This is a genomic window from Neobacillus sp. PS3-40, assembly GCF_030915485.1.
Taxonomy (GTDB): Bacteria; Bacillota; Bacilli; order Bacillales; family Cytobacillaceae; genus JAUZPL01.
Genome location: NZ_CP133266.1, coordinates 3,884,946 through 3,900,442, shown reverse-complemented (window position 1 = coordinate 3,900,442; position 15,497 = coordinate 3,884,946). Strand labels below are relative to the sequence as shown.

Genomic DNA, 15,497 nt, shown 5'->3' with positions numbered 1-15,497 from the left:
CATGATTTAACTCTTATTCATTTTCACTAATTTATTTCGATCTTCTGCTAATGGAGGTTGTTCGAGCCAACCATTCTCGATCATTAAGTCAATCCAATCGTTTCCAATTTGGAAATCTCCAGAAATAGCCTTCAAATATTTCGGACTCAAGTCCCTTCTTGGTGATGACGCCCATCCCGTCCCGTAATACACCATTGCAGTTGAGAATAAGAACCCTACCTGAAACATTATAAGTTTGTCCGAAAACGGAGAAGTGGTGGAATCAGTTATTTCTGATTCGATAGTGGGTGGAGATGGCAGGTTTTCGATATCCAATAAGTCATGAAACATTTGGATATGGCTGTCTTTCGTATCAACCGCTTTCAATAGCAAATCTTTAACTTTCTTAGATTGGGTGACTTGGCTAAAGGCGACTGTTAAAGCTTTTGCCACTATGCTCTTCTTTAAATTAAAGTAAATATCAGTAATTTCAATACAACTTAGTGGTCTTTTTTCACCAAACCAGCCTGCTAAAAAATTTTCATTTTTAACAAAGTCAGGTTTTTCAGGTGGTAAGATCACGGGAGGTCGGAAGTATAAACCTTTTTCGAGCAAAATATTCTTTGCACGATTACATATTTCGACTGCAGACGCGTTACATCTCGTAAAGTAGTCACGAACGTCATGTTGAGTACTTGTTGTGATTGCCCCGCTATATCCATGACACCCATGGATGGTCATGATATTTAAATAATACAAACAAAATGTGTCAGAAAAAAGGGGTGGTGCGTCTAGTGTCACATCATGATTCGTGAAACCGATTGGAACTGGAAATCCTTCACTTACAAAGAACTCTTCTATTTTCTCTAAATGATTAGAACCGAGAGAAATCGAGTATTCAAAGACGTCTTTGATCTCCTGATCCTCAATGTATTCAATCATGTATTTATGAAAACAAAGTCCTGCCGTTTCGTTGAGATACTGCGACCAAAGTGCCGCAATCTCTGCAGAAGTCAATTTAGGTTTATGAATAGAATTCATACTTAACACCTCGTTGTTTTTCCTTAGATTGCCTTATTTTACATTGCACTATTCCTTTACGCTAATTAACGCATTTGCCTTATTCCTTGAAGGAGAAACTTACTTAAGTGCATAAGTTAATTATAATATTATTATGATATTACATAAGTATTTCTTATGAATCTTTTCGAGATTTACTATTACTCTTCTTCCACTTAGCTAATCCGTTAGCCCAATAAAAAAAGGCTGCAGCAGCAACCTAATCTTCTTGAATTTAATTGGGTAAAATCATGATGAAATTATATTTTAGAATTCTTATGTACTTTAACATCGTTGTTCTCGGTAGCAATTAGGTGATTATGCGTATTTTATGCCAGCAGGCTTTATATTATTTTTATCATCTGACCCACAAGGTGTTACCCCATAGGTCATTTCACATTTTGGGCAGTTCATAACAACTGTTTCTAATGCAAAAGTTTCTCCACACTCGCAGTTAATCTCATGCATTACTGTTGGTGCAAAGTTTTCTTTCCCTTTACTTTTAACATGATCAACGATGTCTTTCCCATCTTTTAAATTTGTTGAACAACCGTGGCACATTACTATCCCTCCAAAGATTTTATAGTTTAATTAAAAATATAATTTTAGAATAGCATAGAAACATTTAAATCAATGTGTCAGAAATACAACACATTTTGAATTGAATTTTTATAGGTTGGAAAAATTGGACATCCTTCTAAAAAGCATCTACCCCTAAGATTTTTTAGAGATAAAGCAATCAAACCTGTAGTTATATAATTTTAGTTTGTTGTGTCGTTTGTTGGGCAATTTGCTTTTCAATAAAGGATTTTAAGAACGTGACATCAATGGTATGTTTCTTACCATTAATAATAATATTAGCTTTGTCCTGATCCAAGACTCCTTCTAATTTGAATAAATTACTTTTGATCACATATTGTTTTGTGGTTGAGTTGTATTCAAATTTTGCATTTTCCACTTCACTTTTAATAACTGGTTGAATAGTGGATTGCGCAATTTTTTGGGTAGCTGCAATTGGCTTTTGCATGTTGTTAAGAAAATTAGGGCCGTAAAAAATACTTCCTAACACGGCTATTGCAGCCAGTACAAGGATAATTTTTATAAAAGTACGAAAGATGAGAGGCAAAACCATAAGTAAAACACCACAAGCAATAATGACAAATAAATGATTTAAAATAAAATCCAACATATGAATCCACCTCCTGCATGTTTATTCAGTATTGCCACAAATTCTATAATTCAAAAGAAAAAATGTAGTTTCAATTGGATTCAAAAAATCCCTATAAAAAAAAAAGCCCAACTCCATAGGAATCGATCTATGTCTCAAACATTCACTTTTTTCGTATATTTACTATTTTCTCCACTTGAATAGTGCCAGGCATCAATTAAAAGGATGCCTGACACTCTAAAAATCTGTCTGTGCTGCTGATTTGTTAAGTCCGACGCCTTCTGGATGAACGACGTCTTGACGAACGCCTTGATGAACGTCTTGACGAACGTCTTGATGAACGTCTGGATGAGCGCCTTGATGAACGTCTTGACGAACGTCTGGATGAACGTCTTGACGAACGTCTTGATGAACGCCTTGACGAACGTCTGGATGAACGTCTTGACGAACGTCTTGACGAATGCCTTGACGAACGTCTTGACGAACGTCTTGACGAACGTCTTGACGAACGTCTGGATGAACGCCTTGATGAACGTCTGGTTGAACGTCTGGTTGAACGACGTCTGGATGAACGCCTTGACGAGCGTCTTGATGAACGACGTCTGGATGAACGTCTGCTCAATGGGCCTGCGGAACAAGGATCTTGAAACAAATAATCTCCATTCCCAGTTACCATTACATCATCTACAGCCTTTTGGATATCTTGTGGTGAAAGAGTTTGCTCCATAAAGTAACACCTCCCTAAAAAGTATGGAAAGGACCGAATGATATAGTTCATTCCTTTCTTACCATCATGCTACGCATTTTTTTCTAAAGAGATTGTACCTTTTATCCAATTTCAAAAATTATTTAAACCCTTAAAGACCTTTACAATTAAAAGAATTTTTTCGAATAATAAAAAGTTATCTTTCTTAATCTTTTAGCTATTTAAGCCCCTCTTTTGTTTTATACATATTTGGCAAAAAACTTTGACATAATGATAAAAATAAGGTAAATTATCAAATGTACGAACGTTTTTATTTAATCGATATGTAATATTCGTGTTTAGGGGTGCAATTTATGGATAATGTATTTGATTACGAAGATATTCAATTAGTTCCTGCAAAATGTATAGTAAATAGCCGCTCTGAGTGTGATACATCTGTAACATTAGGCGGGCATAAATTTAAGTTACCTGTAGTGCCTGCAAATATGCAGACAATTATTGATGAAAAAATTGCAATTTACTTAGCTGAAAATGGTTACTTTTATGTAATGCATCGCTTTGAACCAGAGAAACGAGTATCATTTATTAAAGAAATGAACTCACGCGGGTTAATCGCATCTATAAGTGTTGGAGTCAAAGAAGATGAATATCGATTCATCCAACAATTAGCTGATGAAAATCTTTCACCGGAATTCATTACGATTGATATCGCCCATGGCCATTCCAATGCAGTGATCGAGATGATTCAGCATATTAAGAAACACCTACCAAATAGTTTTGTTATTGCAGGTAATGTTGGAACTCCAGAAGCAGTGAGAGAATTAGAACATGCTGGCGCAGATGCGACGAAAGTCGGTATTGGACCTGGTAAGGTATGTATCACTAAAATTAAAACTGGATTTGGAACAGGTGGCTGGCAATTAGCTGCACTTCGTTGGTGTGCAAAGGCTGCAAGTAAGCCTATTATTGCAGACGGAGGGATCCGTACACATGGGGATATAGCTAAATCAGTTAGATTTGGGGCATCGATGGTCATGATTGGTTCCCTATTTGCTGGTCATGAAGAATCTCCAGGAGAAACAATTGTGAAAGATGGAAAGCACTTTAAAGAATACTTCGGTTCAGCTTCGGAATTTCAAAAAGGTGAAAAGAAAAATGTAGAAGGCAAAAAAATGTTTGTGGAGCACAAAGGCTCTTTAAAACATACTTTGATCGAAATGGAGCAAGATCTTCAATCTGCTATTTCTTATTCTGGAGGAAACAAACTAGAAGCAATCCGTAATGTAGATTATGTCGTCGTGAAGAATTCAATCTTTAATGGTGATAAGGTTTATTAAGGTTTGAATAATTTATAAACGTATAGCTAGATGAGCGAGGTACTTTTGTATTTGCTCATCTTTTTTTTGGCTATTTTTCCATTTAGGGCAGAGAAGCACCAAGCAAGAAGATCTTATCGAAGACGATATTGATATAAACGATCGTGATAATCGAGTCGAATAGAAAAATGGGGCAGGTTGTGTTGTCTGTCCACTCATTGCTGCTAAACAAATCTTTCAATTCACAATTTGAAATTACTATTTTTTCTAAAAATGTATAAAGATAGTAAAAAAGGCTCTGTAATAAATAGGAAATATTTAGTAACATTTAAATTGTAATAAAAATATATATTATGGGAGTGTGAAAAATTTGTTAAAGAAAGCGATGTACGTTGGTATGGCCCTAATGGTTTTGTTGTTGACGCTGTTCACTGGACAACCAATTAAAACAAAAGCAAGTGTAATTCAAACCGCTTGCCCATCGTGTGCTGACCTTGATTCTACTATTGCGGAATTAGCAAAAGCAGGTACAACTACTAATCTAGAAGTTGATAACAAAACAAAATCCCAGATAAACAGGTTAGTAAAAACCAAAGATAAGGATTTCTTTTTAGAGTTAGAACAACTAAAAAAAGATGACTTTAAAGAAGAAAATATGGCTGATAATTACATTACTTTTGAAAATTTAACTGATAAAGGTATTACTTACAAATCCGTGGGTGTGTATACTAGCTTTTTTATTCAAAAAGGGAATCAAGAAGTTGCTAGAAAGCAAGTTTGGGTGGATTTAGAAAAAGATGAAGTTGTTAGATATGATGTTTTTAAGTTTAATGGAAAAGGCGATTCTTCTAAGATTGCACTTTACGACAAAAATCAAGAATCATCTTCTCAATTAACTGCCTATAGTTTTAAATTTAATGGAGTAAGTTTTGCTTGTAGTATGGCGGGTATAATTGCTTGTACCGCTGCTTTTGGTGGCCTTGCATTCTTTTTTCCTATAATTGGTGGAGTAGCGAGTTTAGGTTGTTATATCGCATTTAATATAGGGTGTTCTTACACTTAATGAACTGATTATTTACTTAGTGAAAACAAGCTCAGGTAACAAACTAAGCTTGTTTTCTTTTGTAGAATGATTTCAAAAACATAATATACATTATCAATACAAGTAAATAAATCATGAAATAATATAAAGTGAAGCTTTCAATTTCCTTAGCTATGATGATTCGTATAGCAAAGCACCCAAATGCTATAGCAATAAGCAAATCCCTTATTTTCATAATCCTTTTTAAAAAATTCAGTGTCGTAATGTTCCATGGGATCTTACCAAATATAATCCAGACATTGGAGAATATAAATGCTAGAGCAAAAGGAAGATTTGCGGATATATTGATACCACCCATTGCAATTGGAATGGCCATTGCACCTAAAGAGCCCATAGATAAAGCAGTATAATATTTTATAAAGTTTACTGCCCTATTCGATTCGCTAAATTCTATTTCGCCGTATTCTTCGATTATTTCAATCGCAAGTTTCTGTGGTGAAAGGAACTCTGTTACTACATATTGAGGAATTTCTCTTTCTAAAAATCCAGCTTTTGATTTTTCGATCGCGTTTTCATATAAATCCGATTTTATTTCTAAAATATGTTGCTCTATAATATTTTGGGGCAAACCAAGTAAATTCCGACTTAATTCATTAATGTATGACTGAATTAAATTGTTTGAAAAGAAATACTGTTTATCCAAACGTTTATTCTCCCTTACTTAAAGATAAAATTGAATCGTAGATGGTTTTGTAACCTTCCAACCTTTCCTTTAAAATGTCATTCCCTTTTGTTGTTATTTCATAATATTTTCTTTTGGGCCCATCAATTGAATCTTCCCAATAAGACAAAGCCCAACCGTTTTTTGTAAGCCTGCCTAGGATTGGGTAGATAGATCCATTTGGTAATTGAAAAGCTTTTATCTTATTTAACTCACTTGTTATTTCATATCCATATTTAGCTTTTTTACTTATTAGTGAAAGAATTGCAACTTCAAAAACACCTTTACGTAGCTGTATAAACCAATTATCATTTTTTTCCATATTTTGATTATATACGATTGGAATATAGATATCAATCATACATAGTGGCTACATTTTAAAATAGGCTAATTTTACTACATAGTTCATATTCTCATTCTTCATCCCAAAAGCATTTTTTTACCGTCTAGTGGAATCAAAGAACACGATTAGGCTTCGTTTGTATTACACTTCCCCCTCCTATAACCATTTTTATTGATTCAGTCTTTCCCATCATCATATCAGTATTGGGGTTCTGGAACCCATCAATTGAAGTGCTATCTTGTAGTGTTATTTAACAAAGAAATTACATATTATGGTAGTAAAGGCATACGACATTTCAAATCACACAAGAGGTGATAAATAGTGTTCAAGATAATTTTAGGCGTTGCTGGCGGAATTATCCTAGCCGTCATTATCCTTTCAGTATGTTAGATATGATTAAAACTAGTGTTAAAAATTCCCTCCAGGATATTGTTATTTTTTGCATTTGTTTAATGATGTACGGTTTAAATGAGCTCTTCTTTAAAAAGATCAATATCCCCTTCCAATCATTTTTTACTGGATATTTTAATGACTTATTAGCTCCTGTTTTTCTTCTGTCCTACACAAACATTCTTCTAAAAATTTTCCTAAAAAAGATTTATTTAAATTTCATAGTTTTAAGTATCTTTATTTTAACAGTGGGCTGTTTTTGGGAGTTTATCACTCCATTTTATAAAAATTCTACTTCAGACCTAAATGATCTAATCACCTATTACATTGGATTCTTATTGTACTGGTTTTTTAGACGTTTATATTTACCGTAACCTTTACCACAGTGCTGTTTAGGAAGAGAAAAAGAATATACACGAACCCCCTCTTCACCTTAAAGAGGGGGTTCGTGTGGTTAAATTACTATCATTTCTTCAAAAACTAAAACTGTTTTTCAATATCCTTTAAGAACTGTTTTTCTAAGCCTACGACTTACTCCGCAATTAATCCATTATTACTCGGTCTTTTGATAGTTATATTTTGATCGATCCACTGGAATAAAGTCTCTAGGAGTGTAGAAACGCAGTAAATCACCATTAACTACTTTATCTGATAGGGATAGTTTTTCTTCGACAATTTGTTGGTCTTTCTCTGCCTCTGCTAATTTATCAGGTCCTATCTCCAATCCAGTTTTTGAATCATAGAATGTTCCTTCAACAGCTGAGATGGTTGAACTTACAAAGTCACCATTTCGGAAAGGAATTAGATCATCATGTTGTTTAGATAACAGGTCGGTTCCAAATTGAACATACTTTTTACTATCCACCCCTAACAAGTGAAGGAGTGTTGGGAGAACATCAATTTGACCCCCGTATTCATGGTTCACTTCCCCTTTTATACCAGGAACATGAATAAAAAGAGGTACCCGTTGCAATCCTGCGCTTTCAAATGGCGTAATTGGTTTCCCAAGAACTTGTTCCATTTCCTTATCATTATCTTTTGAAATCCCATAATGATCGCCATACATAATCACAATGGTATGGTCAGCTAATCCAGACTCTTTTAAGGAAGTAAAAAACTGCTTTAAAGCTTCATCTGCATAACGGGCCGTCTGAAAGTATGTGTCGACAGATGAGACCCCCGTATTATCCGGCTCAATTGTAGCGTCTTTTTCATCAATCGGAAACGGAAAATGATTCGAAACCGTTATTAACTTCGTATAAAATGGCTGTGGTAGTGACTTTAGGAGTGGCATGGATTCCTTTAAAAACGGCTTATCCTTTACCCCATATTGTACTAGATCCTCAGGGTCCATTTTATAGTAGTTTGAATCGTAAAAATGATCATATCCAAATGACTTATAAATTTCATCACGATTCCAAAAACTCCCTGAATTCCCGTGAAAGACCGCGGACGTATATCCTTGTTGATCTAAAATGGCTGGTGCAGCTTGGTACGTGTTTAAACTCTTTAACATATATGCCGAACCCTGAGGTAAACCATATAAGGAATTCTCCAACATAAATTCAGCATCAGACGTTTTACCATGAGCTGTTTGATGGAAAAAGTTATCGAAGTAAATGGTGTTTTTATCACTCGTTAATGAGTTTAAAAATGGTGTTACTTCTTCTCCCCTTAATTTATAATGGATAAGGAAATTCTGGAATGACTCAAGATGGTAATAAATCACATTCATTCCCTTTCCAACTCCATAGTACTCTGGGTTTGGTTCAGCATAATTAGATTTTGTATAATTATAGACTTCTGTTATGTCATTGCTATTTGCCAAAACTCTTTGTGTTGAGGCACTCGTACTTTGAATTGCATCATAAATAGTGTAATTGTATAAACCGATATATTTTACAATATAATTCCGATCAAATCCTCTTGTTAATAATTCCGGTCTATTTATTTCTGCTAAGCCTATATTTGCACAAGAAATAGCCAATATAAGTGAAAAAAAAGCAACCACTTTTCGGCGATCCACATCATTGATATCCATTTTTACAAACCGAAAAGCAAGTGAACTTACTAATAGAATAAAATCGATGAAGAATAAAAAATCATATGGTTTAAATAAGGAAACTACACTTCCACCAATTTCCCCAACATTTTGTGTCTGCGTTAACGTTGGTATTGTAATAAAATCATTAAAGAAGCGATTATATAAAATATTGCTGTATAGAAGTGCAGATAACAGAAAATAAATACCCATTAGCCAAAAATACTTTTTCCGTCCCTTCAAAAAGTAGGCCAGACCTAAAAAAAGCATAGATGAACCAAGTGGATTAATAAAAACAAGAAAATGCTGAAATGGGCCTTCAATCCCTAATTTAAACTGTGTTATTTGTGCAATATATGTTTTCAACCACAGGAAGAATACAGCCACAAAGAAAAAGCCGATATATCTATTTAACATACTTTGAGCTTTTTGAAAAATGTTATTCATGGTACTCCCCCTAACCGCACGCTTTTATTTAACTTCTAGCATTTATTTTTCTCGCTAACCTATCTAAAGAAAACTCGCCGATTGGCAAGCCCCTAAGGGCGATGACAGAGGCGTAGTTGCACTTATGCGCTAGCAGAATTTATGGATATAAATTCTGATTAGCCAAGAAAAAGAAACATGTAGAATCACTACATTAAATCTACCACTTTATATTTTATACCAAAATTGCCAAAAATAAAAAAAATTGCTTTTATCATGCTATCAAGGTATATCTTGTTCAGATCGTAGCTTTAATGTTTCTTTCACATTATGTATGTCGGATATATTTTTCTTTGCCATATAAAGATAGCATAGTGCTGATGGAATTAGAAAAATTTGCAGGATCGACAAGGTAATCATATAGCTTGTAGGTTCATGGTAGCGAATTGAGATCATGCCGAGCACGATTCCGACACCTATATTTCCAATCGTTCTGCCTAAACTATTGAATAGATTAGCAACACTAAACGCTGCCCCTCGATGTTCTGGAAAATTAACATCTGTAATTAGCGCAAGCCAGTTTGGAGTGTTTGCAGATTGCGCGGCAGAAGCAAACAAAGATAAAACAAACAATAAAGCCATCCATGGATTCATGAATAGTTGCTTGATTAAAGTAAATAAAATGCTTAAAGCATTATTGTCAGTAGGGAGTACTAGGTTATCCATTGGGATAAAAAACATAAATATATAAAATGGCATCGTAAGAAATACAAAGATTGAGGTGAAAATGGCTCTTCCTTTATAGGTCTTCCTTTGAAATTTATCACCAAGATGGCCAAAGTATACCGAAGTCATTCCGCCAATTTGAAAGACTGCGTAAAGATAACCAGAAGCAATCATAGCTGTTTCCACACTGTATCCCTGTTGGTGAATTTTAAAAATAAATAATGTCGGAATCCATATTAGACTGCCTGTTGCAATATTCATAAAGAATGCCTGAAAAAATAGAAACACATTACTCCCTTTGAATAGTATAGGCAAGATATGCTTTGCTTCTATAAAATAATTATAGGACTGCCCCTTGTTCATGAGACCTTTTAGTTCAGGATCTGATTGGCCTCTTGATGGTTCTTCTACAAATAGATATAAAATAATGAGAAAAAAGCCTATAAAGCCGACGATCTCAAACGGCCATCGCCAACTGGTATTTGTGGCTGTTAAAGAAGCCAAAAGGGAGCCGCCGATTCCGCCTAAGCCTTGAGCCATACCCCAAAGGCTTAAAATCATCCCACGTTTTCCATACGGAATAGTATCAGTTAATACACTAAACCCGATCGAAGCAATGCAGCCTAAACCTACCCCTGTTATTATTTGAAAGAGTAGAAGCTGTAAATAGCTTTGGCTCATTGCTGTCAGAAATACCGACACAACCCAAATGAAAGTACCGATCATAATCAATTTTTTACGTTTAAATTTTCCTGAGAGAAAGCCCCAATAAACAGAAGAAATGGCTGCAACTAAAATATTTACAGCTGAAACTGTGCCCAATTTAGCTATTCCTACATTCAAATCCTTTGCAATATAATGAAAAAGTGGCGGAAATAAGCCAATGATTATGTTATCGAAAGCAGCAAGGGCAATAAATACAACTATTGTGAATACCATTTTGGTATTAGTCCTTTTCAAAAACACAAAAACCCCTTTATATATATAATGATTCTATTTGGCCTTTTAATATGGCTGTTTTCGGCTAATCAGAATTTATATCCATAAATTCTGCTAGCGCATAAGGGCAACTGCACCTAATCATCGCCCTTAGGGGGCTCGCCAATCGGCGAGTTTTCTTTTCTTTATAAATAGTGCTGGTTATTACCTAAACATGTAGAAAAGGTAAGGAACATCATGCTCCTCACCATTAGTGTGTCATTTTTTCAAAAAATAAAGCTGTTTACTGATTGGGATAGCCTTTTAAACGGATTTAGCAAGCTCTAAGTTCCACTCAAACCGATTTTCGACTTCTAAAATGAATTGGATTATTTCTTCGGATACTTGTGGTTTGATAAAATTTCTTTGGCAATTAATAATATTATTTAGTTTTTCCGCATTGTTTTCAAGTAATTGCGTGATCGTTGGTTTAATTTCACTTGTATCTTTACAGATCACACCCAAATTTAATTTTTCAGCAAAGGCTGGATTGTCCTCTTCTTGACCAGGTAGAGCACCTGTTATAATAATTGGTGTATTTGACGAAACCGCCTCAAACATGACATTTGGGCTCCCCCGTGTAAAAGCAATATCTGACTCGAACATGAGATCTTGAATATTTTTAGTAAAGCCATAAATTTCAACTTTATCTCCATATTTGCTCTTAAGCGATTGTTCCAGCATTGTCTTTAGCTTTGCATTTCTTCCGGCGACAATTTTCACTTTACTATCAAAATGATCAAGCAAGATTTCAGCAATATTCTTCATATTCCCTACACCCTCGCCACCACTCATGATTAAGCATTTTAAAGGTGTCCCGCTCAGGTAACTAACTTTTTTATTTGAACTATTTCTGAAAAAACTCGAGCGAACAGGAAATCCTAAAACTTTAATATTCTCAGCTGGAACGCCATATCCTATACACTTGTCACGCGCCTCAATCGTTGGACTAATGATGTAATCAGCTCTCTTATCTGCCCAAAGTGGGGATATGTTCACCAGATCTGCAATTAGCGTTATAAATGGAATTTTAATAGATTGTTTTTCTAAGATATTTAAAATAGAACCATTAAAATTTGGATGTACACATAAAATCATATCTGGTTTTACTTCATCAAGTAATTTAAGAAAATTATTTTTGATAAGAATTTCGATAAATTTATTAATTAATGTTGGGTTATCCGCTGAAAAATTAAATACCATCTCCCATAGATTTTCAGATTTTCTCGTGATGGGTCCATATGTTTTGCCAATATTCAGCAGTGGATTTCCACCAAGCGAAAAGCCATCTACCACATGTACTTCAATTTCAGCTGCCATTCTAATCTTTTCACACAAAGATTCAGTAATACTTTTGTGTCCATGACCTGTGTTATCAGAAGAAATAATTAATACTTTTTTACCCATAAAATAAACCCTTCCTTAACTTCGAATATCACGAGCTCTAGTCTAGAATAAAAATGACATTCATGTCTTTAAAATGCAATGAAAACAATTCCGTTCATCATTTACGAACAAGTCCTCTACAAAAAAGTAACCCCGACTGAAAAGCCATAAGGACTTTAACTCGATTTTAAAAATAAAAATTCTCCAATTCAATTCTATTTCCCTACCAATAATAGCATTATTCTACTCCACTTTGTACTGTAAATAATAAATAGTAACTAAAAAATTAACAAAATATCCCTTTAGGCTTATCCATTTTTAGGGTCAGAAATTTTAAATCGTGACAATTTATTGAATAATCTATTTATATAATTAAGATAATACCCATAAATAATATATCCGAATCGAATTATTTGTTAAATTAACATAAATTCACAGAATGCACGTGTATCAATAAATTCATTCTTAAAGAAGTATGCCATGTGTCAAAAAATAACGTAATAAAGTCTATTGGGGGAATTGGTTTGTCACTATATGAAAAGCTGCCAACTGAATTTATCTCAGCATTTTATTTTGAAATCCAAAAAAATATCGACCAAGGAATACTGTCAGAAAATATGAATCAAGAACTATTACTTATTAAAATTGCATTAGAAAAAAGAGGTTTAAACCTTATGGATATACAACCGCCAGTTGAATTTGAACAGTTAGAATTCTCTTTATTGAATACACATTAAAGAGATGACCGCTTTTCACACTGTCATCTCATAATTAGAATATAGCAAAAATCGGTATTGTATTCCAATTGAATAGGAAGCAATCTAGTCAAATTCATTTTTACCTGGATAGAGAAAAGGCACATTAAAATTCTTCATAAGTTGCAGGATTTTGATTCTTAATTCTACCGTCTTGGCGCGTTAATCCTGATATAATACCCATTTCTGTATCATCAAGAGAAAAGTCAAAAATTGATATATTTTCAAGTTGTCTGGCGGGAGATGAGGATTTAGGAATTGAAATTGCCCCGAGTTGAAAATGCCAGCGTAAAATAACTTGTGAAATAGACTTGTTATGATGGTTAGCAATCGTTTGAAGAATTTCATTTTGAAAAACTTCATTTGCTCTAGCTAATGGGCTCCACGATTCTGTCTTGATGTTATTCTCATCATGCCAGTTTCTTTGTTGCTCTTGATTGAAAAATGGATTCAGTTCTATTTGGTTTACACTTGGCTTAACGCCAGTTTCCTTTTCCAAACGTTCAATATGTTCAGGTAAGAAATTACAAACACCAATAGAACGAATAAGTCCCCATTTTTTAGCGTCAATTAATGCTTGCCACGCTTCCACATATTTATCCTGTTTAGGGTTGGGCCAATGAATAAGATATAAATCATAATACTCTAATTTTGCCCGATATAAGGATTCATGAATGGTAGTAACCGCCTCATCATACGCTTGATAACGACCTGGTAATTTAGATGTAATTCTTAATTCTTCTCTTGGAACAGAACTACGTCTAACTGCTTCACCAACCGTTCCTTCGTTTTCATAATTATAAGCAGAATCAAGGAGTCGATAGCCTACATCAATTGCACTTTGTATAGAAGATGCACCTTTATTACCCTTAAGTTTATATGTACCCAAACCGATAACCGGCAAAGTAACCCCATCATTAAGTGTGATCACTGGAATTGATTTGCTCATATATGAACACTCCTTTCAGTAATATTTAAAGATTACCATAATGATGAATTGGTTTCAGCGATTTAAACTTTATATATCCTTCAATAGCATATTCACCACGTTTTTACTCCCAATCACCTCTGTTTCCAGTGTGGAAATGGCAGATTCCATTGCATTAATATAATAGATTCCAGTTTCTAAAACAAAGGATGGCCATTTTGCTGTAGGAGTTAGAACGGGGTATGCGTCCCATACTAACGTTTTCGTTTCAGATCTTTCCAGAAAAAGTTCATTTAATAAATCCTCTGATAGCTTTTGTCTAGAAAAAATTCGGTAAATTAACTGACCTGATTTCTTATTCCTTTTACAAAGTTCAATAGATGAAAAAGGAATTTTTGAATTCTCTCTGGTAAGAATATTGGATGGAATTTGTTCTACTTCCATTAGTCCAAAATAGGTTGGACTTAGTTTCCCTAAAACATGAGTAACGTTGGTAACTTGGTAAGGACGGGATACCTTATTTTCTTCTTTGAGCTCCATATGTACAAATTTGATAGCTGCCTTCTCTAATGGTGTAGCCATTACAAGCCGGTCAAATTCTGCTTTTGTGCCATCTTCAGTTGTAATCATAAATCTAGTCTTAGCATGATTAGTAGATTTTTCTTTTTGGATAGTAGTAACTCGTTTGTTTTTCAGTACTTTCGCAGAAGACCTTTGTAGCATAGCTTCACATATTTGAGCATTGCCACCTTTAATTGCAAATAAATATCCGCCAAATGATGCCCCTGCCAACGAAACATGATTGACTAAACTGTGCATGCTTGCATCCTGTCCATAATTAAGCCTCGAAATTCCGTTCATAAACTCATGGATAAATCTATCAGAAATATTTTTATCATGAAAATAATCATAGCTTGTAACCTGAGATAATGAATAAAGCCCTAGCTTCTTAAATAATGCTTCGGGATCAGCGAAGGATTCTCCCTTTTCTTGAAGGATATAGATTTGCGATAACTTTTTAATCATATCCTTTACTAACGGTTGTATTTTAACAGGGTTAGTCCCGTATCTCATCAACACTTTTAAAAGGGTTTGCCATTTCTTTTTCCCCGTTCTAAAGGTGAAGGAATCTCCATCCCACATTCCAATATCATCATAGACATGATTATTTTTCTCTAGTCCAAGCTCATTCACAATAGTCGTGAGATATTGATTCTCCGAATGAATAATACTACCACCAGCTTCCAACTCTTCTTCCCCTATTTTTATGCTTCGAATACGCCCCCCTATCCTAGATTCCTTCTCAAACACGATAATCTCCACATTATTCCCCAATGCTTTATGCAAAAAATAAGCAGCTGAGGATCCGGCTATACCTGACCCAATGATACCAACTCGTAATCTTACTCTATTTTCCAATTTTTTCTTCCCCACTTCTATTAAACTTTTATGATAAATATCTCCTTATTATTATATGCACGTCGGGAGTCTGGCACCAAAGGTTTCCCTATTTTAAATTTCTTTGATATGCGA

Annotated in this window: 14 protein-coding genes; 3 read left to right on the top strand and 11 right to left on the bottom strand. The window is 34.4% G+C overall.

Annotated features, from left to right (window positions below; translation table 11 throughout):
• Nucleotides 1-6: 6 nt before the first annotated feature.
• The 4 genes from RCG20_RS19020 to RCG20_RS19005 all read right to left on the bottom strand — a co-directional run bounded on the left by RCG20_RS19020 (nt 7) and on the right by RCG20_RS19005 (nt 2,844).
• On the bottom strand, nt 7-1,020 hold the full coding sequence (locus tag RCG20_RS19020) for a DUF3231 family protein (protein ID WP_308181705.1): 1,014 nt from the start codon (nt 1,018-1,020) through the stop codon (nt 7-9).
• A gap of 336 nt (nt 1,021-1,356) precedes the next feature.
• Complete coding sequence (locus RCG20_RS19015; RefSeq protein ID WP_308181704.1) at nt 1,357-1,599, bottom strand: hypothetical protein; 243 nt, start codon at nt 1,597-1,599, stop codon at nt 1,357-1,359.
• 190 nt (nt 1,600-1,789) lie between these two features.
• Complete coding sequence (locus RCG20_RS19010; RefSeq protein ID WP_308181703.1) at nt 1,790-2,227, bottom strand: hypothetical protein; 438 nt, start codon at nt 2,225-2,227, stop codon at nt 1,790-1,792.
• A 134-nt stretch (nt 2,228-2,361) separates the two neighbouring features.
• On the bottom strand, nt 2,362-2,844 hold the full coding sequence (locus tag RCG20_RS19005) for a hypothetical protein (RefSeq protein ID WP_308181702.1): 483 nt from the start codon (nt 2,842-2,844) through the stop codon (nt 2,362-2,364).
• Between the two features lie 421 nt (nt 2,845-3,265).
• Here RCG20_RS19005 and guaC point away from each other — a divergent pair, with 421 nt between their 5' ends.
• Both guaC and RCG20_RS18995 read left to right on the top strand, forming a co-directional pair.
• The gene (gene guaC / locus RCG20_RS19000; RefSeq protein ID WP_308181701.1) at nt 3,266-4,249 is read left to right on the top strand and encodes a GMP reductase; all 984 of its coding nucleotides are present in this window, start codon (nt 3,266-3,268) and stop codon (nt 4,247-4,249) included.
• 349 nt (nt 4,250-4,598) lie between these two features.
• Nucleotides 4,599-5,291, top strand: coding sequence for a putative immunity/bacteriocin fusion bifunctional protein (locus tag RCG20_RS18995; protein WP_308181700.1), 693 nt, complete (start codon nt 4,599-4,601; stop codon nt 5,289-5,291).
• 43 nt (nt 5,292-5,334) lie between these two features.
• Here the strand turns inward: RCG20_RS18995 and RCG20_RS18990 are convergent, their stop codons facing one another.
• From RCG20_RS18990 to RCG20_RS18970, 5 genes are all read right to left on the bottom strand, one after another.
• The gene (locus RCG20_RS18990) at nt 5,335-5,973 is read right to left on the bottom strand and encodes a hypothetical protein (protein WP_308181699.1); all 639 of its coding nucleotides are present in this window, start codon (nt 5,971-5,973) and stop codon (nt 5,335-5,337) included.
• Nucleotides 5,974-5,977: 4 nt separating this feature from the next.
• A complete protein-coding gene (locus RCG20_RS18985; protein ID WP_308184399.1) occupies nt 5,978-6,313 on the bottom strand; it encodes a PadR family transcriptional regulator in 336 nt (111 codons plus the stop codon).
• 964 nt (nt 6,314-7,277) lie between these two features.
• The gene (locus tag RCG20_RS18980) at nt 7,278-9,212 is read right to left on the bottom strand and encodes a lipoteichoic acid synthase (protein WP_308181698.1); all 1,935 of its coding nucleotides are present in this window, start codon (nt 9,210-9,212) and stop codon (nt 7,278-7,280) included.
• Nucleotides 9,213-9,473: 261 nt separating this feature from the next.
• Nucleotides 9,474-10,877, bottom strand: a complete 1,404-nt coding sequence (locus tag RCG20_RS18975; RefSeq protein WP_308181697.1) for an MFS transporter — start codon at nt 10,875-10,877, stop codon at nt 9,474-9,476.
• A 282-nt stretch (nt 10,878-11,159) separates the two neighbouring features.
• A complete protein-coding gene (locus tag RCG20_RS18970) occupies nt 11,160-12,302 on the bottom strand; it encodes an MGDG synthase family glycosyltransferase (protein WP_308181696.1) in 1,143 nt (380 codons plus the stop codon).
• Nucleotides 12,303-12,763: 461 nt separating this feature from the next.
• Between RCG20_RS18970 and RCG20_RS18965 the strand changes: the two genes are divergently transcribed.
• A complete protein-coding gene (locus tag RCG20_RS18965; protein WP_308181695.1) occupies nt 12,764-13,018 on the top strand; it encodes a hypothetical protein in 255 nt (84 codons plus the stop codon).
• Between the two features lie 124 nt (nt 13,019-13,142).
• On the opposite strand, the gene RCG20_RS18960 is transcribed toward RCG20_RS18965, so the two are convergent.
• Both RCG20_RS18960 and RCG20_RS18955 read right to left on the bottom strand, forming a co-directional pair.
• Nucleotides 13,143-13,985 carry an aldo/keto reductase gene (locus RCG20_RS18960; protein WP_308181694.1) on the bottom strand — a complete coding sequence of 281 codons (843 nt, stop codon included), beginning with the start codon at nt 13,983-13,985 and terminating at the stop codon, nt 13,143-13,145.
• A gap of 69 nt (nt 13,986-14,054) precedes the next feature.
• On the bottom strand, nt 14,055-15,383 hold the full coding sequence (locus RCG20_RS18955) for a prenylcysteine lyase family protein (RefSeq protein ID WP_308181693.1): 1,329 nt from the start codon (nt 15,381-15,383) through the stop codon (nt 14,055-14,057).
• Nucleotides 15,384-15,497 lie beyond the last annotated feature (114 nt).

Excerpts from the sequence above, each read along its gene's own strand:
- RCG20_RS19020 (WP_308181705.1), bottom strand. The coding sequence starts at position 1,020 with ATGAATTCTATTCATAAACCTAAATTGACTTCTGCAGAGATTGCGGCA.
- RCG20_RS19015 (WP_308181704.1), bottom strand. The coding sequence starts at position 1,599 with ATGTGCCACGGTTGTTCAACAAATTTAAAAGATGGGAAAGACATCGTT.
- RCG20_RS19010 (WP_308181703.1), bottom strand. The coding sequence starts at position 2,227 with ATGTTGGATTTTATTTTAAATCATTTATTTGTCATTATTGCTTGTGGT.
- guaC (WP_308181701.1), top strand. The coding sequence starts at position 3,266 with ATGGATAATGTATTTGATTACGAAGATATTCAATTAGTTCCTGCAAAA.
- RCG20_RS18985 (WP_308184399.1), bottom strand. The coding sequence starts at position 6,313 with ATGGAAAAAAATGATAATTGGTTTATACAGCTACGTAAAGGTGTTTTT.
- RCG20_RS18980 (WP_308181698.1), bottom strand. The coding sequence starts at position 9,212 with ATGAATAACATTTTTCAAAAAGCTCAAAGTATGTTAAATAGATATATC.
- RCG20_RS18970 (WP_308181696.1), bottom strand. The coding sequence starts at position 12,302 with ATGGGTAAAAAAGTATTAATTATTTCTTCTGATAACACAGGTCATGGA.
- RCG20_RS18960 (WP_308181694.1), bottom strand. The coding sequence starts at position 13,985 with ATGAGCAAATCAATTCCAGTGATCACACTTAATGATGGGGTTACTTTG.